At 67.2% G+C, this 24,688-nt stretch carries 25 protein-coding genes; 7 read left to right on the top strand and 18 right to left on the bottom strand.

Annotated features, from left to right (window positions below; all coding sequences use genetic code 11):
• The first annotated feature begins 572 nt into the window (after positions 1-572).
• The 6 genes from HNR51_RS06890 (at position 573) to HNR51_RS06865 (ending at position 5,659) form a co-directional block, all read left to right on the top strand.
• Positions 573-1,835: a hypothetical protein gene (locus tag HNR51_RS06890; protein WP_182554420.1), complete on the top strand. Its 1,263-nt coding sequence runs from the start codon at positions 573-575 to the stop codon at positions 1,833-1,835.
• A gap of 19 nt (positions 1,836-1,854) precedes the next feature.
• Positions 1,855-2,277 carry a curli-like amyloid fiber formation chaperone CsgH gene (gene csgH, locus HNR51_RS06885; RefSeq protein WP_306424258.1) on the top strand — a complete coding sequence of 141 codons (423 nt, stop codon included), beginning with the start codon at positions 1,855-1,857 and terminating at the stop codon, positions 2,275-2,277.
• A gap of 294 nt (positions 2,278-2,571) precedes the next feature.
• Positions 2,572-3,216, top strand: a complete 645-nt coding sequence (locus tag HNR51_RS06880; RefSeq protein WP_182554418.1) for a hypothetical protein — start codon at positions 2,572-2,574, stop codon at positions 3,214-3,216.
• A 38-nt stretch (positions 3,217-3,254) separates the two neighbouring features.
• Positions 3,255-3,701 (top strand): curli assembly protein CsgF, encoded by a 447-nt coding sequence (locus HNR51_RS06875; RefSeq protein ID WP_012451992.1) that lies wholly within the window; start codon positions 3,255-3,257, stop codon positions 3,699-3,701.
• Between the two features lie 148 nt (positions 3,702-3,849).
• On the top strand, positions 3,850-4,773 hold the full coding sequence (locus tag HNR51_RS06870; RefSeq protein WP_182554533.1) for a CsgG/HfaB family protein: 924 nt from the start codon (positions 3,850-3,852) through the stop codon (positions 4,771-4,773).
• A 55-nt stretch (positions 4,774-4,828) separates the two neighbouring features.
• Positions 4,829-5,659 carry a lytic transglycosylase domain-containing protein gene (locus HNR51_RS06865; RefSeq protein WP_239681532.1) on the top strand — a complete coding sequence of 277 codons (831 nt, stop codon included), beginning with the start codon at positions 4,829-4,831 and terminating at the stop codon, positions 5,657-5,659.
• An 85-nt stretch (positions 5,660-5,744) separates the two neighbouring features.
• Here HNR51_RS06865 and HNR51_RS06860 read toward each other — a convergent pair whose 3' ends face one another.
• The 12 genes from HNR51_RS06860 to HNR51_RS06805 form a co-directional block, all read right to left on the bottom strand.
• A complete protein-coding gene (locus HNR51_RS06860; RefSeq protein WP_182554417.1) occupies positions 5,745-6,017 on the bottom strand; it encodes a curlin repeat-containing protein in 273 nt (90 codons plus the stop codon).
• A 500-nt stretch (positions 6,018-6,517) separates the two neighbouring features.
• On the bottom strand, positions 6,518-6,820 hold the full coding sequence (locus HNR51_RS06855) for a cytochrome C oxidase subunit IV family protein (RefSeq protein ID WP_182554416.1): 303 nt from the start codon (positions 6,818-6,820) through the stop codon (positions 6,518-6,520).
• Positions 6,817-7,506, bottom strand: coding sequence for a cytochrome c oxidase subunit 3 (locus HNR51_RS06850; RefSeq protein ID WP_182554415.1), 690 nt, complete (start codon positions 7,504-7,506; stop codon positions 6,817-6,819). The genes HNR51_RS06855 and HNR51_RS06850 overlap by 4 nt, the downstream gene beginning before the upstream one ends.
• A complete protein-coding gene (gene ctaD, locus HNR51_RS06845; RefSeq protein WP_012451986.1) occupies positions 7,503-9,194 on the bottom strand; it encodes a cytochrome c oxidase subunit I in 1,692 nt (563 codons plus the stop codon). Before ctaD ends, HNR51_RS06850 begins: the two co-directional genes overlap by 4 nt.
• Before the next feature lie 31 nt (positions 9,195-9,225).
• A complete protein-coding gene (gene coxB, locus HNR51_RS06840; protein WP_152279001.1) occupies positions 9,226-10,314 on the bottom strand; it encodes a cytochrome c oxidase subunit II in 1,089 nt (362 codons plus the stop codon).
• Positions 10,314-10,835 (bottom strand): hypothetical protein, encoded by a 522-nt coding sequence (locus HNR51_RS06835; protein WP_182554414.1) that lies wholly within the window; start codon positions 10,833-10,835, stop codon positions 10,314-10,316. The genes coxB and HNR51_RS06835 overlap by 1 nt, the downstream gene beginning before the upstream one ends.
• Positions 10,828-11,784, bottom strand: a complete 957-nt coding sequence (locus HNR51_RS06830; protein ID WP_182554413.1) for a hypothetical protein — start codon at positions 11,782-11,784, stop codon at positions 10,828-10,830. Before HNR51_RS06830 ends, HNR51_RS06835 begins: the two co-directional genes overlap by 8 nt.
• On the bottom strand, positions 11,781-12,308 hold the full coding sequence (locus HNR51_RS06825; protein ID WP_012451982.1) for a c-type cytochrome: 528 nt from the start codon (positions 12,306-12,308) through the stop codon (positions 11,781-11,783). Before HNR51_RS06825 ends, HNR51_RS06830 begins: the two co-directional genes overlap by 4 nt.
• On the bottom strand, positions 12,305-12,823 hold the full coding sequence (locus HNR51_RS06820) for a DUF3341 domain-containing protein (protein WP_182554412.1): 519 nt from the start codon (positions 12,821-12,823) through the stop codon (positions 12,305-12,307). The genes HNR51_RS06825 and HNR51_RS06820 overlap by 4 nt, the downstream gene beginning before the upstream one ends.
• A complete protein-coding gene (nrfD, locus tag HNR51_RS06815; protein ID WP_182554411.1) occupies positions 12,820-14,205 on the bottom strand; it encodes an NrfD/PsrC family molybdoenzyme membrane anchor subunit in 1,386 nt (461 codons plus the stop codon). Before nrfD ends, HNR51_RS06820 begins: the two co-directional genes overlap by 4 nt.
• Positions 14,202-17,012: a 4Fe-4S dicluster domain-containing protein gene (locus HNR51_RS06810; RefSeq protein ID WP_182554410.1), complete on the bottom strand. Its 2,811-nt coding sequence runs from the start codon at positions 17,010-17,012 to the stop codon at positions 14,202-14,204. Before HNR51_RS06810 ends, nrfD begins: the two co-directional genes overlap by 4 nt.
• Entirely contained in the window at positions 17,000-17,659 is a 660-nt protein-coding gene (locus HNR51_RS06805) for a cytochrome c3 family protein (protein ID WP_182554409.1), read from the bottom strand. The genes HNR51_RS06810 and HNR51_RS06805 overlap by 13 nt, the downstream gene beginning before the upstream one ends.
• An 832-nt stretch (positions 17,660-18,491) precedes the next feature.
• Between HNR51_RS06805 and HNR51_RS06800 the strand changes: the two genes are divergently transcribed.
• Positions 18,492-19,313, top strand: coding sequence for a hypothetical protein (locus HNR51_RS06800; RefSeq protein WP_182554408.1), 822 nt, complete (start codon positions 18,492-18,494; stop codon positions 19,311-19,313).
• Between the two features lie 16 nt (positions 19,314-19,329).
• Here the strand turns inward: HNR51_RS06800 and HNR51_RS06795 are convergent, their stop codons facing one another.
• From HNR51_RS06795 to purL, 6 genes are all read right to left on the bottom strand, one after another.
• A complete protein-coding gene (locus HNR51_RS06795) occupies positions 19,330-19,485 on the bottom strand; it encodes a hypothetical protein (protein WP_239681531.1) in 156 nt (51 codons plus the stop codon).
• Positions 19,486-19,731: 246 nt separating this feature from the next.
• Entirely contained in the window at positions 19,732-20,616 is an 885-nt protein-coding gene (locus HNR51_RS06790; RefSeq protein ID WP_182554406.1) for an SMP-30/gluconolactonase/LRE family protein, read from the bottom strand.
• A 110-nt stretch (positions 20,617-20,726) separates the two neighbouring features.
• Complete coding sequence (locus HNR51_RS06785) at positions 20,727-21,629, bottom strand: NAD(P)/FAD-dependent oxidoreductase (RefSeq protein ID WP_182554405.1); 903 nt, start codon at positions 21,627-21,629, stop codon at positions 20,727-20,729.
• Between the two features lie 72 nt (positions 21,630-21,701).
• Positions 21,702-22,037 carry a Grx4 family monothiol glutaredoxin gene (gene grxD, locus HNR51_RS06780; RefSeq protein ID WP_012451973.1) on the bottom strand — a complete coding sequence of 112 codons (336 nt, stop codon included), beginning with the start codon at positions 22,035-22,037 and terminating at the stop codon, positions 21,702-21,704.
• 64 nt (positions 22,038-22,101) lie between these two features.
• Positions 22,102-22,338, bottom strand: coding sequence for a BolA family protein (locus tag HNR51_RS06775; RefSeq protein ID WP_012451972.1), 237 nt, complete (start codon positions 22,336-22,338; stop codon positions 22,102-22,104).
• A 27-nt stretch (positions 22,339-22,365) separates the two neighbouring features.
• On the bottom strand, positions 22,366-24,591 hold the full coding sequence (gene purL / locus HNR51_RS06770; protein WP_182554404.1) for a phosphoribosylformylglycinamidine synthase subunit PurL: 2,226 nt from the start codon (positions 24,589-24,591) through the stop codon (positions 22,366-22,368).
• Positions 24,592-24,688 lie beyond the last annotated feature (97 nt).

Here is a 24,688-nt window from a genome sequence, read left to right as displayed (position 1 = left end):
ATATCTGTCCGAGATGGGAGCCTTCAAGCGCAATCAGCCGTGGCATTTGCGATATAGATCCAGTGATGCCCCGGCGCCACTCTCTGCCATGACAGCGGAAGTGCGGTTTCGCATAACGGAAAACTACGCATCGACAAGCGCAGCTGTGATGGGGATTTGCATAAAATCGCAGACCTGCAATCGATGGGCTTCTATGTTTGTAAAACAATCAACGACCGTATGAGGTCTTTTCCAGCAAATCGCGGCCAAAGACGGTGAAACGGAAGCAATTCGCAACATTTGATATTTTAGGTGACACCACTTCAGGTGGAACAAACCACCATGAATAGCCAATAGATGCTATGCGGTGCGGCTCGATATCGCTTCAAATCTATCGCCAATCGAGGACGGATCTAAAGAAGTAAAGGCAGGGATCGACGCAAATTTTGCCATCACATTAACGTAAACGATCCGTTTCCATTCAAAACGGCATCTTATCCTTCGAATGAAGGATGCGGCTCGATCGCGCCTCTCGTATTTAACGCCTCGTTAACAACAGCTCGACGCAGCCGGCAAAGCGGCCGAACCGGTTGATGACCGGTAAAAGCAGCCGCCCGGTTCTTGGTTCGAAGACCAACCAAAGGGGATCCGTTATGAAGCATCTTTCGATCGCGACCGTCAGCGCGCTGGCCCTCCTGATCGCCTCGCCGGTTCTGGCAGCCGAGTGGAACACCGCGACCACGAACCAGAGCGGCGAGGGCAACGTCCTCGATCTGACCCAGTCGGGCACGAACGGCTCGGCCAACATCACCCAGGAAGGCAACAACAACGGCAACGGCACGGGTGATATCGTCATCGCGCAGGCCAAGCAGTCCGGCAACGCCAACAGCCTTACCATCGAGCAGATCGGCAATACGAACAACTTCGCGACCGATCAGACTCGTGGCGAGTACAGCAGCATCGACATCAAGCAGTCCAACGACAATAACTATGCAGCCTCTCAGCAGGTCGATAGCCGCTTCAGCACGGTGAAGATCGAGCAGGACGGCGCTTCCTTGAGGCTCGATGCCCTGGCGGAGCAGCGGAATGCGGTCGATTCGTCGATCTTCATTGGGCAGCAGGGTGTAAGCTTCCAAATCGCTTCAGCCTATCAGTCGGGAACGACCAAGGGTGCGGCCATCGAGATCGGACAGCTGGGCGACAACAACCTCGCCGGCGTCGCGCAGATCAACAGCGCGGGTGCCCTGGCTGCCATCGTGCAGACCGGCACGGTTTCGGAAGCCTCGATCCTGCAAACCAATGGATCGGATTACTCGTATGCCGGGATCGCGCAGACCGGGTATGACTCCCGGGCTCGGATCAACCAGAACGCTTCGACCGGTTCGTCGAGCCTGACGTATCAGTTCGGCAACGCCAACGATCTGTTCAGCGAGCAGAACAAGGCGCATGGCAGCAATATCCTTGCGATCCAGTGGGGAGACAACAACTCCGCAACGTTGAAGCAGAGCAATCTCACGGGCAGCACCATCTTCGTCGAGCAGGCAAGCAGCGGCGACACCGCAACCGTGACGCAGCGCTCTTCCGACTATGCGACCGCCCAGGTGACGCAGCTTGACGGAACCGGCAACGTGGCGACCCTGCTTCAGGCCAACGCCAGCGGCTCCGGGATCTACCTCGGTCAGGTCGGCAACGTGAACAAGGCCAATCTGACCCAGAACAATGCCCCGGCGAGCACCATGACCGTCGCCCAGGTCGGTGATTACAACCAGATCACGGCGACGCAGGCTGCCAACCTGAGCAACATCCTGAGCACGCAGACCGGCAACTCGAACAGCGCGACCATCCGCCAGCGCTGAATCGCCGTCAGGCAGACGAATGCAGCCTCTCGCCTCGGCGAGGGGCTGCACCTTTCTCCATTTCCGCCTCACGCGAGGAGGAGATGGGCTGACGCAGCAGGGCGGAACGATGCCGGCCGACCTTCCACCGCCGCCTCTCGCCTGCAGCCTGTCGGAACACCGCGCCGGCATGCAGGTCGAGATCCTGGCCGAGATCCGGGCCAACAGCGTGCAGCGGGGCCTCTACCGCCTCAGGGTGATGAAGGACGGCCCATCTGGGAGGACCCAGGTCAGCCAACAGGCGGCCTTCTCCCTCGAACCGGGTGCCGTCGCACGAATGCATGGAGTGTCGCTTTCGATGGAGCCCCAGGCTCGCTACCGCGCCATTCTCATCGTCGAGGCCGGCGACCAAGCCACCTATCGCTGCGAGCGCAGCGGCCCCGAGGCTGCGGATCCATTGTGATGCCGAGGCTCCGGGCGTCCCAGGTGACCCGCGTCGGCGACGTCGAGGGATCTCCGGTGCCGCTGTGACTTCCGCGTCACGCCGAGAAAGCCATCATACGTTAGGCCGCCCAACCCTCCGGAAGGCATGTTGACTCTGACAGGACCATCCCTATGGAAGATTGACCACGATCAGTTCAAAACTTCATACCATCCGTTGGAGTGTGGCTTAACGGACTGTTAGATCGTCTAATACTACATATCACGCGTCAACGCCTCCTGCAGGATTGTTGATGCCGCTGCGGAGAATCGAAGGATGAACAGAGCTTCGGGTCATTCAGCACGGAACGCTTTCATCATCGGTGTTTTCTCGGCGCTCCTGTTCACCGTAACTGCAAACTTGGCGTTCGCGCAGCCGTTCGACAGCACACCGGTCGTCGGCACCGGATCGGTGCCCACCCAGGTTGTCGTGGAGTACGCGACGATCGGAGACGTTCGCCTCTCGATTCCGGTCCTGCGCCCGGACGGCGCGACGGCGGTCGGAAACGGTCAGGTCGCCGTCAACCGGCAGTCCGGCGATCGTAACGTGACGCTGATCGACCAGACCGGACCGAGCAACGTCGCCGCGCTGCAAGCGATCGGGAACGACAATACCGGCCGGATCGTCCAGCAGGGTGCGGGCAATGTTGCCCAGGGCAGCCTGAATGGGAACACCATCCGTTTCGATCTCCAGCAGGTCGGCAACGCCAACCAAGCCGATCTCACCGTCATCGGAGCCTCGAGCTCCGGACCGGGGACGAGTCTGGCGGTGCAGCAGGTCGGCAACGGCAACGTCGCGACCGGCACGCTCCCGGCGGGGCGCGATGTCGTCGTCAATCAGCTCGGCAGCGGCCTCTCGGCTGACGTGAGCCAAGCCGGCGCCGCCAAGAGCATCACCGTGATGCAGGTTCGCACCCGTTGACGCGGGCACTTCCATTCCGAAAGAGTTGGACGTTGACCATGAAGACGTGCCTACCGCTCGCCCTCGCCGTCTTGCTGAGTTCAGCCGGTGCAGCCGCCGCGGGAAACCTGATCTATCAGCCGGTGAACCCGGCTTTCGGCGGCAGCCCGCTCAACGGGGCATGGCTGCAATCGGAGGCCTCGGCGCAGAACATCCCTCAGGCGCGCCAGCAGCGCGAGACGCAGCTCTTCAGCACGAATAGCAGTCTTTCACGTTTCAGCGACCTCTCGCCGAGCCAGATCTTCGCCCAGCAATTGCAGTCGCAGCTCTACAGTTCGCTCGCAAACCAGATCACCCGCGCAATTTTCGGGGAGAATGCGCAGCCGAGCGGCACGTTCAGCTTCCAGGGAACGACGATCAACTTCGAGCGCATCGGACCGAACGTCAGAGTGACGATCAATGACGGGCAGACGAACACAGAGGTCGTCGTCCCGGCAGGGCCCTGACGCGGGCACGCCGTCGCGATGGTCGCCCCTGCCCCGCGGTGAAGCGGCCTTGTCCGATCGATGCGTGCGAGCGACCGATGCAAATCTTTCAACAGGATGACCGGAAGCTGCGCCAAGCAGCCTGGTCTTGGTCGGAATCCTGATCGTGATGTGGGCTGAAACCCTCCCTCTTCGTCCCCTCGCTGCCGGCCTGTTGGTCGCCGCCGCGCTCAGTCTCGGCGGCTGCGTGCCGGTCGGTGGGCGCGAACCGCTCAGTGAGGCGCCTTCGGTCACCGAGACGTCGCCGACGGGGCTCGACCTCGCCCTGCTGCCGCCCCCGGCCAAGGCCGTTGATCTCGCGGTCTACAGCTTCCCGGACCTGACCGGGCAGAATAAGCCCAGCGACAACTTCGCGGAGTTCTCCCGCGCCGTGACGCAGGGCGGCGCTGCCTTCCTCGTCGATGCCCTGCGCCGCACCGGCGGCGGGCGCTGGTTCCGGGTCGTGGAGCGCGGAAGCCTCGCCAACATCCTGCAGGAGCGGCAGCTCATCCGCGCCACCCGCCAGGAATTCGATCAGGATCAAGCCAAGCCGCTTCCGCCGATTCGCTTCGCCGGCCTGCTGGTCGAGGGCGGCATCCTCGCCTACGACGCCAACTTCGTCACCGGCGGCATCGGCGCCCGCTATCTCGGCATCGGCGGCGACATCCGCTATCGGCGCGATGTGGTCACGGTCGGCATGCGCATCGTCTCCGTCCAGTCGGGCGAGGTGCTGACCAGCGTCACGACGACGAAAACCATCTACTCGATCGGACTTTCCACCAACACGTTCCGCTACGTCGCGGTCAACAAGCTGTTCGAGTTCGATGCCGGCGTGACGCGCAACGAGCCGACGCAGTTCGCCGTCCGCGAATCCATCGAACTGGCGGTCTACGCGACCCTGATGGAGGGCGTCCGCAAGGGACTCTGGAAGTTCCGCGATCAGGATGTCGGCCAGCGCCTGCTTCAAGAATACATCGAGCGGGACAAGCCGCTGCCGGTCGCGAGCGCGAGCGCCGAAGTCGTCCCGGAAGCCGTCGTCGTCGCGAAGAACTGAGACCATGTCCGGCGCGCACCGATGGATCGGGCCGGCCCTCGCCGCGAGCGTCTTGATGGGGTCTCAGGCGCGCGCCGATCTCCGCGCCCGGATGCCGGTGCTGGATCTGACCGCGACGATGCAGGTCGCAAGCGCGATCGAGCCGACTGGCCCCGGCGGCGTGGCGATCGTCGAGAGGATCGAGCCCGCCGTTCCGCTCATGCGCCCGGCAACGGTTCCGGTCTCCGCGATCTCGACCCTGATCGATCAGGCCGCTGCCAGCACCGGGGTTCCGGCCGACTTTCTGCTGCGGTTGCTGAAGCGCGAGAGCGGGCTCAATCCGGTCGCCGTGAGCCCGAAGGGCGCGCTCGGTATCGCCCAGTTCATGCCTGCGACGGCGGCCGAGCGCGGCCTCGGCGATCCGTTCGATCCCTTCCAGGCGATTCCGAAGGCGGCCGAGCTTCTGCGGGATCTGCGGCTCCGTTACGGCAACTGGGCCCTGGCCGCCGCCGCCTACAATGCCGGGCCCGGCCGGGTCGATGCGTGGCTGCTCGGCCGTCTGGAACTGCCGCGGGAGACGGTGGACTACGTCGCCAGCATCACCGGCGTGAACACGGCGACTTACCGCCCGGCCGGAAGCGGCTGGCCGCTCCAGACCGCATCCTTCACCACGTCCCTCTCCCTGTTCGGCGGCACGCCCGATCTGGCCACGACCCGGATCTCGACGCGCCCGGAGGCTCCGGCCGAGGGGAAGAAGACGGGGCGGGCGACGGACGGCGCCAACGCACCGTTATCGACGGCGCAACTCCGCGCCGCAGCCGGCGGCGCCCTCAGGGTCGGGGTGGGAGGACCCTGCGCCGCCCTGCTCAGCCCGGCCGCGCCCTGCCTGAACTATAGCCGGTACTGACCCGTCCTCCGCATCGCGCCGCCGTGTCTTCCGAAGACGGTCGTGGAACGCGATCCCGGGGCGGGATCGCGCGCGGGGTCCGGTGTCAGCGGCTCTGCCGCAGGATGATCTGGTTGAAGGATCCCGACTGCGTCATGACCGCCGCGTTCGACAAGCCGGTCTGCGTGATGCGGATCAGGTTGCCGGTCCCGGTCTGGGTCGCGTCGATCCGGTTATACTGGCCGTCCTGCACGCCGTAGAAGGCATTGCCTTGCATGCCGGTCGGAGCGGGCGTGTCGAGGCTGGCCGATGTGCGGTTCATCGTGTTGCGCAGGGCCGAATTCTCGAAGTCCTGCATCGTCGCGTCGGATCGGGCCATCAGGGCGGACAGATCCTGTGCGCTCGCGGGCGCAGCGAACTGAATGAGAGCTGCGCTGAAGGCAACAGCCGAAACGATCTTCAACATCGGGAGGGTCCTCATAGTCACCCGAGGATCCGTTTCGCCCCTTAAAGAATGTTAAATTCACCGCGGTGCGTGGCCGCCGACCACAAGAAATCGAGGACAATTCTGCATAAGCGATCGGCCTGCAGGTCAGTGACACCAGCGCTCTGCGTGTTTTCGCAATCGACCGGCTCTGGAGACGAACCATTAACTGTGTTGGTGAGGCAAAAACTCTGTTCACCGTCGCTTTCATGCAATCACGGTTTACAATCCGGTGTTGGACAAACCCGACGGGCCCGGCCCGAACGTCAGCGCGGCCCTCGCCTGTCCGGACGGATCAAGCGACGACTGCTCTGTCGTTCAACACGGTCGATCCGCTCCACGCCGTCGCCGTCTCCGCCGCGTCGCGTTCAATGAGCTGGGGCGATACCGCGGACTCAACTGTTGGCGAGACGGCTCAGGGTGTCGGTCAGCGTCAGCACGAAGAGGATGGCGAGCCAGAACAGGCCGCAGGCGGCGGCGAGCCGGACCAGGGCGTCGGCCCGGTCGAGCCGCATGAACAGCAGGGCCACGAGGCCGGCCTGGGTCGCGGCGATGCCGAAGTTGATCGCCGCCGTCCACGGCGCGGGCACGGCGTAGGCCGCGACGAGGCTCGCGCCCAGAAGGGCGAGCAGCAGCGCCCAGACGACGAGGCCGCGCAGCCAGATTCCGTCGGCGGCTTTTCGAGGGCGCCCGCTCATCCGCCGCGCCCGTCGAGATAGAGCATCGGGTAGAGCACGATCCAGATCATGTCGACGAACCCCCAGTAGAGCATCGCCACCTCGACCTGCGGGCTCTCGAACAGGAAACCCGGCGCCCGCCACTCCTTCCAGATCAGGCGCAGCACGAGGCCGATGCCGATCGACAGGTGGATGGCGTGGATTGCCGTCGAGAGCCAATAGAAGCCGAAGAAGAGCTGGGTCGCCCGCTCCTTCAGGGCGAAGCCGGCGCCGGGCACGAGGTGCCGCTCGATGTCCTCGCGGTATTCCAGCCCCTTCACCACCATGAAGGCGAGGCCGAGCCCGGCGGTGAGGGCGAGGCACCAGAGGGTCAGGCGGCGCAAACCTTCCCGCTCCGAGGCCTGCGAGGCGATCGCGGCGCAGAGCCCGCTGGTCAGGAGGAGGGCAGTGTTGAGCGTGCCGTAGACGATGTTGGTCTCGCGCGCGGCGGCGGCGAAATCGGCGGCGTGCTCCAGCCGCATCGCGGTGTAGAGCAGGAAGAGAGCGCCGAAGAAGAGCACTTCGCTGGCGATGAAGATCCAGATACCGAAGGTTGCCCCCGCGCGCTGAAGGGCGAAGGCGCGGCCCTCCGCGAGGCGGAGTTGGTCCCAGGGCTCGCGCAGGTGCCGCGCGGCCGTCTCGTCGAGGAGGTCGCCGCCCGCGCTCACGTCAGCGCCCCTTCCTCGGCGATGCGCGGCTCGTCACCCGGCGGCGTCGCCTCCGGGTGGTAGTCGTAGGGCGGCGCAAGAACCTGCGGATTGCCGAAGAAGTTCTGCCGCGGCGGCGGCGAGGTGGTGCGCCATTCGAGGCCGGAGGCGTTCCAGGGGTCGTTGAGGGCGCGGCTGCCGTAGAACAGCGACCAGGTCAGGTAGCCGAGCGGCATCAGATAGGCGACGGCGAGCACCGCTGCGCCCGAGGAGGAGAGCACGTTCCAGACCTGGAACTCCGGCGGATAGGAATAGTAGCGCCGCGGCATGCCGAGATAGCCGGCGATGAATTGCGGGAAGAAGGTGAGATTGAAGCCGAAGAACATCAGCAGGGCGGCAAAGCGCGCCCAGCTCTCGGGGTACATCCGCCCCGTCACCTTAGGCCACCAGAAGTGCAGGCCGGCGAAGTAGGCCGACACGGAGGCACCGACCATGATGTAGTGGAAATGCGCGACGACGAAGTAGGTGTCCTGCACGTGCACGTCGATCGGCACCGAGGCCAGGAATAGGCCGGTGAGCCCGCCCATGGTGAAGAGGCCGAGGAAGCCGAGGGCGTAGAGCATCGGCGATTCGAAGCCGATCTGGCCGCGGTAGAGCGTGGCGGTCCAGTTGAACACCTTGATGGCCGAGGGCACCGCAACGATGAACGACAGGAACGAGAAGACCAGTGCGGCGAAGGGCGACATGCCTGAGGTGAACATGTGGTGCCCCCAGGTGAAGAAGCCGATCACCGCGATCGCCACCAGGGCGTAGACCATGAAGGAATAGCCGAAGATCCGCCGCCGGGCGTAGCAGGTGATGACCTCCGAGATCACGCCCATGGCCGGCAGGATCATGATGTAGACGGCCGGGTGCGAGTAGAACCAGAACAGGTGCTGGAACAGGATCGGATCGCCGCCGCGGGCCGGATCGAAGATCGGCAGGCCGAAGGTCCGCTCGGCGATGACGAGGATCAGCGTCAGGGCGAGCACCGGCGTGGCGAGTACGAAGATCAGGCTCGTCGTGTACATCGACCAGACGAAGAGCGGCAGGCGGAACCAGGTCATGCCGGGGGCCCGCAGGTAGTGCACCGTGGCGATGAAGTTGACGCCCGTGGCGATGGTCGAGAAGCCGGAGACGAAGACGCCGAGCACGGCGAGCGTGACGAAGGTGTTCGAGAACACCGTCGAGTAGGGGACGTAGAAGGTCCAGCCGGTGTCGATGCCGCCCGCCAGCACGGCGGCGAGCGTCAGGAGCCCTCCGGCCAAGTTGAGATACCACGAAATCAGGTTGAGTTTGGGGAAGGCGAGGTCGCGCGCGCCGATCATCAGCGGCAGCAGGAAATTCCCCATCGTCGTCGGAATCGACGGGATGAGGAAGAACCACACCATGACGATGCCGTGCAGCGAGAACAGCTTGTTGTAGGTGTCCGCCCCGACGACGTCGCCCTGCGGCGTGAACAGCTCCAGCCGCACCAGCGTGGCGGCCGCGCCGCCGATGAAGAAGAAGAACGTGATCGACAGCGCGTAGAGGATCGCGATGCGCTTGTGATCGGTGGTGAACAGCCAAGAGCGCACGCTGTGCCCCTCGGCGAGGTAGCTGACCGGCAGCCCCAGATCCAGCTCACGCGGATTGGCCAGCGTCGAGGCATCGGACGAGGCGCCGCTCATCGAAGGCTCCCGGCGACGGATGGGTTGCGCGTCATGGCGGCGTGTCTCCCGAGGCGGGCGCGCCGGGCACCATGGCGGGGCTGCGCAGGGATTGGTTCGGCGCACTCTCCTGCGTCGTCTCGCCGGGTGCGCAGATGTTCTGCGCGGGCGCGAGGTTGAGCGAGCCGATCAGGTCGAACCGGTCGGTGCCGTGGCGGATATAGGCGGTCAGCGCCTGGATCTCGCCGTCGGAGAGCTTGCCCTCGTAGCTCGGCATGATCGGTTCGTAGCCGGCCACCACGTCGCGCTGCGGCTGGAGGATCGAGTCGCGGATGTAGGCCTCGTCGACGGTGGCCGTGCGCCCGCCCTCCAGCGGCACCGACTGGCCCCAGATGCCCGCGAGCGAAGGCGCGTGCACCTTCGAGCCCGCATTATGGCATCCGGAGCAGCCGCGCTCGGAGAATAGCCGCTCGCCGAGTTCGGCGAGCCCGTCCCGCTCCGGCTGCTTGGTGAGCCACTGCGCGTAGTCCTGCGGCTCCATCACGATCACCCGGCCGAGCATGCGCGAATGGTCGGTGCCGCAATATTCGGTGCAGAGCAGGTGGTAGGTCCCGGTCTTGGTCGCCTGGAACCACGTTTCGGTCTGCTGATAGGGCAGGGCGTCGCGCTTCAGGCGGAAGGCCGGGACGTAGAACGAGTGGATCACGTCCTGCGAGGTCAGGAGCAGGCGCACCGGGGCACCGACGGGAACGTGCAGCTCGTTGATCTCGCGCGTGCCGCTCGGTCCTTGCGTCTTCCACATCCACTGCTTGCCGACGACGTGGATCTCGATGGCGTCCTTCGGGGCCGAGAAGGCGCCGATCTCGATCGAGGCCGCCCACCAGAAGATGAAAAGGAAGATGAACAGCGTCGCCGCCGTCCAGCCGATCTCGAACTCGCGCGAGACGAGGCTCGGCATCTCGCCGCGCTTGGCCGACGAGCCCCGGCGGAACCGGATCGCGAAGGTGACCACCAACCCGACCACCAGCAGGACGATGGCCGAGGAAATCAGCAGCAGCCCGATGAAGATCGCATCGACCTTCGCCGCCTGAACCGAGGCGGATTCCGGTCGCAGGAAGGCGGGGATGAGGGCATCGAGCATCAGGGCAACCCTTTCCCCGGCTCGATCGTGGCGGGCGTGTTGACAGCGCCCGGCCCGGCTCCGGGCGAGAGCACGGCGCTCGACGCGCCGCCGCGGCTTCCGAGCGTCGGCGTCCGCTCCGGCTGGACCGGCGCTGCGTAGGCGGCGTTGCCCCGCTCGGCGAGACGCCGCATCGCCTCGCTGATGGGCAGACGGGCGATCCCCTTGTCGCGGTCGATCCAGGCGTACCCGTCCAGCTTCGCGCGCTGCTCCTGCAGCATCGCCGCGAGGTCCGCCTCGGGGTTCTGTTGCAGCCGGGGTGACGGGAAGGTGCGCGCGGCCTGGACGAGAGGCCCGAGATCCTGGCGGTTGTAGTAGAAGCGCAGGCCCCCGATGGTCACGGCGGTGAAGACGACGATGAACAGCCCGGTCAGCAACAGGGGCTTCAGCCGGACATCCGGCGCTTCGGTGCCGGGCGGAGCGTGGCCGACGGCATCGTCGTAGACCGGCGAATGGCGCTGGCCGCGGGCGGCGTCAGACATGACGGAGCCTCCGCGTGCGGCGAGCGAGGATCCGGCCGGCGAGCGAAGAAAGCAGCGTCAGACCGGCGAGGAGGAACAGCGCCGCCATGGCGGCCGGGCCCGCCCCGGCACCGTAGGCGGGCAGGACGAGCCATGCGAAGTGCCCGGCGATGCCGACGAGCACGAGCAGGCCGACGCCGCGCAGCAGGGCAGGGCTTTTTCGAACCGTGGCGAACAGCAAGGCGAAGAAGGGCAGCACGCCGCCGATGACGAGGCTGGCGACGAGGACGGCGCTCCAGGGGCTTTCGCCCCGCTTCAGATACCATGCCGCCTTCGGCGGAAGGTCGCCGTACCACGCGACGATGTAGGACATCAGTTCGAGGTAGATCACGCCGAGAAGGGCCGCGAGCATCAGCCCCGCGAGGTCGGAGGCCCCGCGCGCATCGAGGCTCGGCGGGCTCGCCAGGGCGGCGAAGGCCAGCGCGGCGAGGATCTGGTGGAGCGCGACGTCCGCGGGGAAGGCGGAGGAATTGAAGCCGGGCTCGACCGAGAGGATCCAGTCCACGGCCACGAGGCTGATGGTCAGGCCGTAGAAGGAGAGGCCGAGGCCGGCGGCGAGCTTGCCGCACCGTCCGGTCAGGCACAGGAATGCGAGCACCGACCAGCCTACCAGAGTGACGGCGGCGCGCGCGCCGAACAGCGCCGGGTCGAGGTAGTATCGCAGCACGTCGGGTTGAGCGCCCGTGCCCGCGGCCCAGGGGAAGGCGGCCTCGAGCCCGGGCACGACGCCGAGGAAGGTGAGGGCGACGAGGGGAACCAGGGTGATCGCCGGCCGCAAGGCGGGCGCCAGCACCTCGCCCCAGCGTCCGCCGGTGACGGCATGGATCAGGGTGAGGACGAGCGCGCCGACCGGCACCGCACTCCACACGATCCAGGCGAGCAGCCAGCCGCGGAACAGGGCATCGCTCACGGCAGCTTCTCCGCGAGTTCGGGCATCTCGGCCACGCGGGCACCCTGTGAGAGCTGCAGCGCGCGGATATAGGCGGCGATCGCCCAGCGGTCGCGCGGCTCGACCCGGTTGGCGTAGGCGTACATCACACCGTAGCCCCGTGTGATGACGTCGACGAAATAGGCGGCGGGCGCCGCCCGCAGGCGGTCCTCGTGGTAGGAGGGCGGTGCGGGAAAGCCCCGCTGCACCACCATGCCGTCGCCGTGGCCGGTATAGCCGTGGCAGGGGGTGCAGATGGCCTCGTAGCGCTGGCGTCCGCGTTCCAGCAGCGCGGCATCCACCGGCGGCGGATCGCGCAGGGATGCCGCGCGGGCGAGCGCTCCGATTTCGACGGTGCCCTCGGGCGGCCGGCGCGCCTCGGCGCGGTCGGGGAAGAGCGGCGCCTTGCCGTAGACCTCGTAGCGCGCCTGCCGGCTCATCGACTGGTCCTCGCAGGCCCCGAGACCGACGAGGATCGGGAGGAAGGGGAGGAGGAGGCGCCTCATGCATGCATCTCCGCCACGAGCAGCGCGCCGGCCCGTTCCAGACTCTCGCGCAAAGCCGTCGCATCCGCATCCTTCGCTGCGACGAGGAGGAGGAAGCGGTCCTGGCTCGCCCGCTCGAATTGCGGGATCGCGAAGAGCGGATGATGCAGGCGTGGCAGGCCGCAGGCCCAGAACATCGCCACGAGACCGGCGATTGCCGCCGCCAGCACCCCGAACTCGAACGGCACGAGCAGGAAGACCGGCCAGGAATGCAGCGGCCGTCCGCCGGAGTTGAGCGGATAGGCGATCACCGACGAATACCATTGCAGGGCATACATCGCGGCGGCCGCCCCAAAACCGGCCATCGCCATGATCGGCCGCACCGGGTTGCGCGACGGTGCGAAGGCGTCCGTGAGATCGGGCACGGGGAAGGGCGTGAAGGCGTCGAGCGCGCGGTGGCCGTCGGCCTGAGCCAGGCGCATCGCCCGCACCAGCGCCTCCGGGGTCGCGAACTCGGCGAGAAGCGGCGCGCTCATGCCACCCCTCCCTTCGGCACCCCGGCCGCAGCGGCGCCCTCGTCATGGGCGATCTGGCTGACTTCGTGGATCGAGACGATCGGAAAGATGCGGGCCAGAACGAGAAAGCCGAAGGCGAAGAGCCCGAGCGGTGCGATGAGGATCACCACGTCGTAGAAGCTGACATGGTAGGTCCGCCACAGGCTGACGGCGTGACCGTGCGAGAGCGTGTTCCAGACGATCAGGATGCGCTCGAGCCACATCCCGAGATTGATCACGACCGCGATGAGCGCGAGCGCCCACAGGTTGAGCCGGACGCGGGCGAACCACAGCGCCTGGGGCACGAGGCAGTTGCAGAACAACAGGCTGTAATAGAGCCAGCGATAATCGCCGGTGAAGAAGTAAGCGATCACCGAGCGGTCGGCGTGATCGCCGCCGTACCAGCCCATGAACCACTCCGTGGCGTAGGAGAAGGTCATGACGATCGAAGCGAACAGCATCACCTTCGCCATGGCATCGAAATGGGCCGGGGTGATCAAAGCCTGGAGGTTCAGGCCCCAGCGGATGGTGATGGCCAGCACCACCACCATGGCGAAGCCCGAATACATGGCGCCGACGACGAAGTAGGGCGGGAAGATCGATTCCTGCCAACCCGGCATCAGGCTCGCGGCAAAGTCGAGGCCGACGATGGAATGGACCGAGCACACCAGCGGCACGGCGAGCGCCGCCATCGCCTTGTGAAACGACTCGTAGAGCGCCCAGTGCCGGGCCGAACCGCGCCAGCCGAGCGCCAGCGCGCCGTAAAAGCGCCGCCCGATCCGCGTTTCGGCCCGGTCGCGCATGGTCGCGAGGTCGGGCAGCAGACCGGTGAACCAGAAGATCAGCGAGAACAGCAGGTAGCTCAGGATCGCCCAGAAATCCCAGACCAGCGCCGAGCGCCATTGCGGCCAGAGGTCCATAGTGTTGGGGTAGGGCGCGAGCCAGTAGGCGTAGAGCGGCCGCCCGAGATGGATGATCGGGAAGATGCCCGCGATCGCCGCGGCGAACAGCGTCATCGCCTCGGCGAAGCGGTTGATCGAGGCGCGCCAGTGCTGGCGCGTCAGCAGCAGCATCGAGGAGATCAGCGTGCCGGCATTGCCGATGCCGATCCACCAGACGTAGTTGGCGATCGAGAAACCCCACACCACCGTGGTGTTCACCCCCGAGAGGCCGATGCCGAGGGTGAGCACGGCACCGATCGCCGCGAGCGTCGCCAGCACGAAGGGCAGCGCACCGAGGAAGGCGATGGCCCAGGCACGGCCCGGCCCACGCTTCTGGATCGGATCGGCCACGGCGGCGCAGATCTCGGCATAGCCGAGGCGTTCGCGGTCGATCCACCGGTGCGGCTGGGCCGTCCCACTCACGCGTGGTCCTCCTTCAGCGCGGGGTTCGGCGACCGGAGATTGGCGAGGTAGGTGGTGCGCGGGCGCGTGTTCAGCTCCTCCATCAGCGCGTAGTGGCGCGGATCCTTGCGCAGCTCGGCAATGGGGCTGCCCGGCTCGGCGAGATCGCCGAAACGGATCGCCCGCGTGGGGCAGGCGGATTGGCAGGCGGTGACGACTTCGCCCATCGGCCGCCCGTCGCGCTCAGCGGCCTGCCGCTCGGTGGCGATGCGCTGGATGCAGTAGGTGCACTTCTCCATCACGCCGCGGGCGCGCACCGTGACGTTGGGGTTGCGCTGCGCCTTGACCGACTCGGCGCCGAGATTGGCGTAGGGCTGGCCGTCGGCGTAGCCGAAGAAGTTGAAGCGGCGGACCTTGTAGGGGCAGTTCGCCTCGCAGAAGCGGGTGCCGACGCAGCGGTTGTAGACCTGAAGGTTCAGGCCCTCGCCGTCATGGATCGAGGCCGCGACGGGGCAGACCGGCTCGCAGGGCGCGTGCTCGCAATGCATGCAGGGCACCGGCTGGAACCCGGCCCGCGGCGCCTCCGGGCTGCCCTCGTCGTAGATGTCGACGCGCAGCCAGTGCATCATCCGGCCCCGGGCGATCTCCTCGGGACCTACTACGGGGACGTTGTTCTCGGATTGGCAGGCGACGACGCAGGCATTGCAGCCGATGCAGGCATCGGTGTCGATCACCATGGCCCAGGCATGGCCGTCCTTGTCGCCGGTCCAGGGGGCGAGCAGGCTCGGCTGATCCGCGCCGATCCCCTTCGGCTCGGCCTCGCTCAGCGCGGCGAGGTCGATCTGCCGGAACAGCGTCTTGGTCTCGCCTTCGATCTCGACGTAGTTCTGCGTGCGCAGGATCGTCTCGGTCCGGCCGGTCTTCGTCAGTGCGACGTTCGTCAGGAGCCGCGGTTCCGCCTGCGTCGCCAATTTGTAGCCGTCGGCGCCAATGCCGTTACCGATCGCGCCGGCCCGCTCGCGGCCGTAGCCCAGCGTCAGAACGCCGACGCCCTCGGCCACGCCGGATTCGATGACGACGGGCACCTCGACGGAGCGGCCCCCGACGGCCGTCTGGACGACATCGCCGGCCTCCAGCCCGCGGCGCCCGGCCTCGTTGCGCGACAGAGCCAGGGCATTGCCCCAGACCTGTTTCGAGATCGGCTTCGGGCATTCCTGAAGCCACGCATTGTTGGCGAAGCGCCCGTCCCAGAGGCAGGGGTCCGGCCGCAGCTCGACGGCGAAGCCCTCGCCGCGGCGCAGCGTCGGCAGGGCAGGCAGGCGCGGCTCGCCCGGATCGAGGATCGGCGCCGCCGTCCCCTCGATGAGGCCATCATGCAGGCAGCGGCGCCACCAGCCCTCGAAATCGGCGCCGCCCTGATCCTTCCACGTCTCTCGGACGAGGGTATGGCCGGCGGTCGCCGGGCGGCCGGCAAACAGTGGCAGGATCTCGTGGAGCGAACGCCCGTCGTAGAGCGGGCGCAGCAGCGGCTGGACGAGGCTGGCGGTGCCGTCGGTGGCGCGCAGGTCCGACCAGCTCTCCAGCTCGTGCGTGAGCGGAAGGTGCCAGTGGGTCTTTCCCGCGGTCTCGTCCCCATGCAGGCCGGCATGGACGCTGAAGCGGGCGCGCTCGATGCGCGCGCCGAGGTCGAGATCGGCGGGTGCTGTCGCGACGGGATCGGAACCGAGGATCGCGAGGCAGGTCACCGACCCACGGTCCAGGGCGCCGGCGAGATCGGCGAGCGTCGCCGGCATGCGCCCCTCGATCCGGTCGGGCGGCGCGATGAAGTCGACCGGCGCCCGCAGCCGCGCGTTGATCCAGTGGGCGAGCGCGTGCCATTCCGGCGCGAGCGCGGGTCCCGCCAGGACAAGCGCGCGGCCCTCCTGCGCCTTGAGATCGTCGGCGGCCGCGAGAGCGAAGCGCCGGGCCTCGTCCGACAGGTCGGGCGGGGCCAAACCGGCTCCCAGAGCGTTGGCGATCACGGCCAGGATCGCCGGCTGGTCGAGCGGATGCACGGCACGCCGTGCATCGGCCTTGACGCCGGTCGGCGTCAGCGCGGCCTCCGCCACGTAGAGGCGGCCGAACCGGGCCGGATCGCGACGGCGGTCGATGAAGGCGCGGGAGAGCCGGATCTGGTCCGGCCCCGGCCCGAGCGGATCGGCGCCGACGCACAGGATCACCTCCGCCCGGTCGAGGCGAGGAAGCGCGCGCAACGGACGGCCGAAGGCGAGTTCGGCGCCGTGCTCGGCATTCCCGTCATTGACGGGCTCGTGCACGTGCCAGGTGGCCTCCGGCAGGGCGCGCAGCAGCCCCTCGATCTGGCGTGCCAGCGTCGGCGAGGTGATGCGGCCGGTGACGAGATGGAGGCCGCGCCCCCGCACGCGCTGGACGGTCGCGAACGGCCCGCTCAGGGCCCGCTCGAACATGTCCCAGGAGGCGATGCCGTTGACCCGCTCGGTCACCGTCCGCGAGCGGTCGGGATCGTAGAGGTCGAGGATCGCGGCTTCCGCGAACAGGTCGGTCGCGCCGAGGCTGCCGGGATGCAGCGGATTGCCCTCGATCTTGATCGGCCGCCCGTCCACCGCGATGGCGTGCACGCCGCGGGCCCAGCCGCTCAGCGACAGCGCCGTCGCGTAGCGCGCCGGAACGCCGGGCAGAAGCTGCTCGGGGGCGCGGACATAGGGCACGATCTCCTCGACCGGCCGGGAGCAGCCGCCGGCAGCGAGCGTGATGCCGGCACCGAGCAGCCGAAGCGCCTCGCGGCGGGAAGGCGGGATCAGCGGTGACATATCGAGCACTCGCTCAGCCGCTCGGGCGATTTGATGTGGCGCTCCTCGATGAAGCGGGCACCGATGGCGGCCTGATCGGCCGGCGGCTTCCACGTCATGTCGAACACCGCCTCGTGCGGGCGGAGGTTCGGTGCCGGGTCGCGATGGCAGTCGAGGCACCAGCCCATGGTGAGCGGCGCCGCCTGCCGCATCAGCTTCATGGTCTGGACCTCGCCGTGGCAGGTCGAGCAGCCGACGCCCTTGGCCACGTGGACCGAGTGGTTGAAGTAAACATAGGCCGGCAGATTGTGGACGCGGTTCCAGTGCAGCGGACGCCCCTCGGCGAGACTCTGGCGCACGGGCGCGAGCATCGGGGCGTTGGTCCATTCCTGCGAGTGGCAACTCATGCAGGTTTCCGTGGGCGGGATGCCGGCAAAGGCCGCCTTCTCCACCGAGGTGTGGCAGTAGCGGCAATCGATCCCCAGTCCGCCGACATGATGCTCGTGACTGAACGGCACGGGCTGCTCGCGGGTCACGTCCTGCGCCGTCACGTAGGGCGAGCGCCACAGCGTGTAGGCGAGGCCCATCGCCAGAACCGGCGCGGCGCCGATCGACGCGAGGACGACACGGGCAACGGTGTCCGCTCCCGGGTGAAAGATCTGCACCATCCCGCGAGAGACGCCTTTCGCCCGCCCACTTTCATATTGTTCCAGGGCGAGAGTGACCGATACCGCCCCGATAAGCAAGCAAAGAGGCCGAGATTCAGAAGCCGCTCGAAACTAATTCCCCAAACATGGATGGTTTTTGATGGTCGAAAGCGAGCCGACAACAAAGTTTGTTGCGACTTCTACTGACGAACTTTCGTGCAAGAGGCGGAAACGTCACTCGGTCGATCAAGTTCCTCCGTGTCTCTCTCGACCTCACCGATGGCGCGTCATCGTTGCTCCCACATCACGCCCAGCTTCCGGATCTCGAGACCGGCTGGGTGAAGCGAGGCCGGTACGACGGGCAAACCACCGATACGCGAGAAAGATCAAACACGGCCGAGATGCCGCACCGCGCGACCGGTGGCGCCGGACTGCATCGAGGCACGGCGCATCATCCCTCGGGATGCGGCGGTGGGCATGCCGACGGACGATGTCATTGTCTGCGCCATGCAGCACCCGGGGCCGAGTCCTCGGCGGCGTCTTCTGAAAGCGGCCTTGCCGGGCGGGCGCAGCCGGGCAATCCAGTTAGCGTCAGTGCATCCTGACGCGCGGCGGGAGCGCATTCGCCCCGGTAACCTTTCGGTAAACAAACATCGTTAACAGATTTCCTGAACATTGGACGCGCTGTCGAAGCAATGAACGCCTCGTCCCGGCCCATGTCGGGCGACGCTGTTGTTCGGGAGCCGTGTCGAGCGGAAGGCGGTGACGGGTCGAAGCGGGCCGCTTCTCGATCCTTCGCACGCGAAATTCATCGTTCGAGGTCTGAAAACCTCGTCAGCGGGAAACCTGTGCCATGTCGGAGACAGTCGAAGCGGGCAAGGGCGCGGCGAAGCAACCGGCCGAAAAGATCTCACCGGAGGATCTGCTGAGACAGGCCGTCACCGGTGCGAAGGCGGAGGCGACGGCAGGTCCCCGCAAGCCGTTCCGTCTCGGCGCCAACGGCCGTCTCGCTGCGGCGAGCGCCGCCGCGCTGATCGGCGGATTGTCCCTCGGCCTCGTGGCCGCCCCGCAGGAGCGCTCCGGCGACGCGCTCGCCCAGATGCGGGCGGAGCTTTCAGCGGGACGCTCGGAATCCGCCCGGCTCGCGCAGGAGATCGATCGTCTGGCCCGCACGGCGACGGCCCTGCGTGAGGCGAGCGAGGCGGCGCGCAGCGAGACCAAGGCCCTCGGGCAAAGCCTGGCGGATCGGATCGGACGCACGGAGCAGACGCTCGACAAGCGGCTGACGGCCCTGTCGGAGACGGTGACGCGCGGCGAGCGCGAGCAGAGCGAGCGCATCGCGGGCATGATCGCCCAGCTGGAGAAGAAGCCGCAGCCGGTAGCGGCGGTGCAGGCGGTCTCCGCGAAGCCCGAGCCGAAGCCCGAAGCGCGCCTGCCGGAACCGACGCAGACCGGAAGCCTGCCGGACAAGCCGAAAAGCGAAACCCTCGACGGCTGGGCGTTGCGCGACGTCTATGACGGCGTCGCGATCCTTGAGGATCGCCGCCGTCGTCTCGTCGAGGTCGGGAGGGGCGATGCCGTGCCTGGCATCGGCCGGGTCGAGGCGATCGAGCGTCGAGGCCGGCAATGGGTGGTCGTAACCCGTCAGGGCGTCATCACGCCCCAGGCTTGGTAGAGAGCGAGCAGAACCCTCAGGTCACCGGCTGAATCTTGTTGGGCCGCAGGGTGGCGAGCGTCGTGCCGGGCACCGAATGCGCCAACTCGGGCAGCATGGTCGCCCGCTCCAGGCGCATCCGCCCGCGCTCGCAGGCCGCGGCCCGCGCCTTCGGCGTCGGGTGAAGGATCATGGCAAGCATAGCCTCGCCTTCACTCTGTTCCGTCAGGTGCTTCCCATCGAAGACTGGCATGACCCGCTCCCGTCCTCATCGAGGACACGCGGTCTACGAGCGAAAGCTCGACCGTTCGTGAAAAACCAGCGTAACGAGGATAAGTTCCGCCGGCCACGCATCTTTTAACCGCGCATTCATCTTTGCGTCGCCGCGAACTCTACTGCGGTGCGGTGACGCACACGAGAATAGCAGTCGTCGGCGGTCTCAGCTCGGCGACAATTTCCATAGATTGGCTGGAATGCCGCGAAAGTCCGTCTCGACCTGATAAAGATGGCCCGCCATCGGCTCGATTGTCGGATCCCGGCCTCGAAGACAGGTCGTGACGTAGAGGGTCGTGAGGTCGTCCCCGCCGAAGGCGCATTTCGTTACCAGCGGCGTCGGCATCGGCACGACGTATTCCACGCCCCCGTCCGGCGCGAAGCGGGTGATGCGGCCGGCGCCGTAATGGCAGATCCAAAGGTGTCCCTCCGCGTCGAGGGTGAGACCATCGGGCTTACCCCATCCCTCCTCGAAGCGGATCAGCGGGCGGGCCTCGCCGATCCGACCGTCGTCGAGATCATGAACCCGCACGATGCCGTTGGCGGTGTCGATGGTGTAGAGGCACCGGCCGTCCGGGCTGACGACCGGACCGTTGGTCACCGCGGCGCGTCCGCCGAAGGTTTCGAGCCGCGTTCCGTCCCAGCGATGGTAACGGCCGCTCGGCACCTCCTCGCCGTCATCCATGCTCCCGAAATACAGCCATCCGTCGGGGCCTGCATTTCCGCTGTTGAGCCGGTTGCCGTCCGGGTAAGCGTCGGGGCGCACCAGCGGTGCGCGCGTCCCGTCCGAGAGCCGCAGGGCTGCAACGCCGGATTTGAAGCCGGCGACGACGCGATCGGGATCCGGCGTCAGGACGGCGAAGCCGATCTTCTCGTCGAGGGGCAGATGCACGGTCTCGCCGCTCGCGGGCCAGTGACGCCAGATCGCCGGGTTCTCGATATCGACCCAGAGGAGCGAGCCGTCGCGGGCATCCCACACGACTTCCTCGCCGAGCGCACAGCCGCAGGCGACCGCGACGCGCGGCGTATGGGGATGGACGGGCGGGGTCATCACGGCTCCGGAAGGCAGGATAGGGCAGGGACGGTTCGCCCCTGGCGTCCTGAACAACGCAGAGGTCCGGCTGTTTCTCCGTCGGACCGGTCGGTCGGCCGGCGGCGGCGCTACCGCGTCGCTTCCGCGACAAACTCGGCGTTGATGGCGAAGGCGGCCATCGCGCCCTCGGCGGCGGCCACGACCGCGAACTGGACACGGCGCGAAGCGTCACCCGCCACGTAGAGGCCGGGCACGTTGGTCTTCTCGTATTCACGGGTGGGCACCACGCTGCGGGTCTCGTCGAGTTCGCAGCCGAGCTGGGCGATGAGCGGGGAGGGGCTGCAGGAAAACGGCATCAGGAACAAAGCCGCGCAGGGCGTGCTGCCGTCATCGCGGAAGCGCAGGCAGGTGGGACGGCTGCCATCGCCTTCGAGCCGGGTGATCTCCGTCTCGATCACCCGCACGCCGTTGCGCGCGAGGCGTTCGCGATCCTTGTCGGACAGGTCGTCGTCGCCGCCATTGGTGCAGAGCGTGACGTCACGGCTCCAGCCGGTCAGTTCGAGGGCGAGCCCGCTGCCGCCATGCCCACGACCGTAGACGACGAGCGGCCGGTCACGGACTTCGAAGCCGTCGCAATAGGGGCAGGAATGGACGCCCGTGCCCCAATAAGTGTCGAAGCCTTCGATTTCGGGAATGTCCTGCGCAAGGCCGGTGGCGAGGATCAGGCGGCGCGAACGCTCACGGCGGCCATCGGCGAGGACGACCGCGAAGCCATCACCCTCGCGCGCGGCTTCGGTCACCGAGACCGCGCGGCATTCGACGGTCTCGTACCGCTCGAGATCGGCCCGGCCCTGCGCCCGCAGATCGAAGGGCGGGGTTCCGTCGCGGGTGAACAGACCCCAGGTGCGTGGGGTCGCGGCGTTGCGCGGCTCGCCCGCATCGCAGAGCAGGACCTTGCGCCGCGCCCGGCCAAGGATCAGGGCGGCGTTGAGCCCGGCCGGGCCGCCGCCCACGATGATGACGTCATGCATGCTTGTCTCCCGGCGTTTCCGCCGGGAGACAAGCCGTGCGATCGTGAAAGAGTTTCGTGAAAGGGCCGCCGGTCAGGCGGCGCTCTTCACCGGGATACCCTTCTCGGACAGGAACTGCTGCAGCTCGCCGGACTGGAACATCTCGCGGGCGATGTCGCAGCCGCCGACGAACTCGCCCTTCACGTAGATCTGCGGAATGGTCGGCCAATTGGAATAGGCCTTGATGCCCTCGCGCACGGCCATGTCGTCGAGCACGTTCACGCCCTTGAACGGCACGCCGAGGTAGTTGAGGATCTGAACCACCTGACCGGAAAAGCCGCACATCGGAAATTGCGGCGTGCCCTTCATGAACACGACCACGTCCTGCGAGTCGATCTCGGTCTTGATGGCGGTGTTGACGTCGGTCATCGCGGGTCCTCGTTCGTTCGATCGCTTCTGAAGTCAGGTCTGCCGGGCAGATTTCAAGCCTGCCTCAATCCTGCGGGACGCCCGTGGTCAGTGCAAGGGCGTGCAGCACGCCCCCCATCCGCCCCTGGAGCGCGCCGTAGACCATCTGGTGCTGGGCGACGCGGGTCTTGCCCTTGAAAGCGGAGGAGATGACGGTCGCGGCGTAGTGGTCGCCGTCGCCGGCGAGATCCTTGATCTCGACCTGCGCGTCGGGCAGCGCCTCGCGGATCATCGACTCGATCTCGCGCGCATCCATCGGCATGGGGGCTCTCCGCTCGTTTTCGTCTCGTTACGCCGCAGGTGCGGCCGGCTGGCTCGCCATGTAGGCGGGGAACCAGCCCTCGTGCGCGGCCTTCAACTCGGCCACGGATATGGTCTCCTCGCCCGGCAGCACCAGGGCGTCGCCGCCGACGATGCCGACGGTCGCCGCGTCGATCCCCTGCGCCGAGGCGCTGTAGAGGAGGTCGGCGGCTGCCTCTGCAGGGACCGAGATCAGGTAGCGGCCCTGATCCTCGCCGAAGAGATAAGCATGGGCCGGCACGCCGTCCGGCGCCGCGGGCAGCGCCGCGCCGATTCCCCCGGCGATCGCCATTTCCGCGAGGCCGACGGCGAGGCCGCCATCGGATAGGTCGTGCACGGTATCGGCGATGCCGGAGACGATCAGGCTGCGCACGAAGTCGCCGTTGCGTCGCTCGACGGCGAGGTCGACGGGCGGGGGCGCCCCCTCCTCGCGGCCGGCGATCTCGGCGAGGTAGAGCGACTGGCCGAGCCAGCCCTCGGTGCGCCCGATCAGCACCAGCACGTCGCCCTCGCGCTTGAGCGCGATCGTCGCGTGGCGCTCGACATCGTCCATGACGCCGACGCCGCCGATGGTCGGGGTCGGCAGGATGCCGATGCCGTTGGTCTCGTTGTAGAGCGAGACGTTACCGGACACGACGGGGAAGTCGAGGGCGAGGCAGGCCTCGCCGATGCCCTTCAAGCAACCGACGAGCTGGCCCATCACTTCCGGCTTTTCCGGATTGCCGAAATTGAGGTTGTCGGTGATCGCGAGCGGGCGCCCGCCCACCGCGGTGATGTTGCGCCATGCTTCCGCCACCGCCTGTCGGCCGCCCTCGACCGGATCGGCCTCGCAATAGCGCGGCGTCACGTCGGTGGAGATTGCGAGGCCCTTCGGCCCGTCCTCGATCCGCACGATCGCCGCGTCGCCGCCGGGCTTCTGCACGGTGTTGCCGAGGATGAAGTGGTCGTACTGCTCGTAGACCCAGCGCTTCGAGGCGAGTTCGGGCGAGCCGATCAGGCGCTTGAGCGCCTCCGCATTCGGCAGGCTGGCCTCGACGCTCGCGGCGGCGATGACCGGCTGGTGCGTGTTGGCGATATGCGGCCGGTCGTAGAGCGGCGCCTCGTCGCCGAGTTCCTTGATCGGCAGGTCCGCGACGGTCTCGCCGTTGTGCTTGATGACGAAGCGCAGCGTGTCCGTGGTGTGGCCGATGACGGCGAAGTCGAGCCCCCATTTCACGAAGATCGCCTCGGCCTCGGCTTCCATGCCGGGCTTGAGCACCATGAGCATGCGCTCCTGGCTCTCCGAGAGCATCATCTCGTAGGGGGTCATGCCCTCTTCGCGGGTCGGCACGTTCTCGAGGTGCAGCTCGACGCCGAGATCGCCCTTGGCGCCCATCTCGACCGCCGAGCAGGTGAGACCCGCCGCGCCCATGTCCTGGATCGCGATGACGGCGCCCGAGGCCATCAGCTCGAGGCAGGCCTCCAGCAGCAGCTTCTCGGCGAAGGGGTCGCCGACCTGCACGGTCGGGCGCTTCGACTCGCTGGCATCGTCGAACTCGGCCGAGGCCATCGTCGCGCCGTGGATGCCGTCGCGGCCGGTCTTCGAGCCGAGATAGACGATCGGATTCCCGACGCCGGTCGCCGCCGCGTAAAAGATCGCATCGGTCCGTGCGAGGCCCACCGCCATGGCGTTGACGAGGATGTTGCCGTCGTAGCGCCGGTGGAAGCCGACGAGACCGCCGACCGTCGGCACGCCGAAGGAATTGCCGTAGCCGCCCACGCCCGCGACGACGCCGGAAACGAGATGACGGGTGCGGGGATGGTCCGGCGAGCCGAAGCGCAGGGCATTGAGCGCCGCGATCGGGCGTGCGCCCATGGTGAACACGTCGCGCAAGATGCCGCCGACGCCGGTCGCGGCGCCCTGATAGGGCTCGATGAAGCTCGGGTGGTTGTGGCTCTCCATCTTGAAGACGCAGGCCAGCCCGTCGCCGATGTCGATCACGCCGGCATTCTCGCCCGGTCCCTGGATCACCCACGGCGCCGAGGTCGGCAGGCCGCGCAGGTGCTTGCGCGAGGACTTGTAGGAGCAGTGCTCGTTCCACATCGCCGAGACGATGCCGAGTTCGGTCAAGGTCGGTTCGCGGCCGACGAGGGCGCGGAAGCGCTCGTACTCGTCAGGTGTCAGGCCGTGCTGGCGCACCAGCTCGGGTGTGATCGGAACATCGTTGCGAAACATCCGAAGGCCCTGTCCCAAACCATTGCCGCAGGTCGTTCCGGCCCCAGCGGAGCCGTCCGACGGAGAGCCGTGTGCACTCGCTGCGACGCGAACCGAC

This window comes from Methylorubrum thiocyanatum (assembly GCA_014138645.1).
Classification (GTDB): Bacteria; Pseudomonadota; Alphaproteobacteria; order Rhizobiales; family Beijerinckiaceae; genus Methylobacterium; species Methylobacterium thiocyanatum.
This window is presented reverse-complemented; position numbering and strand designations above follow the sequence as displayed.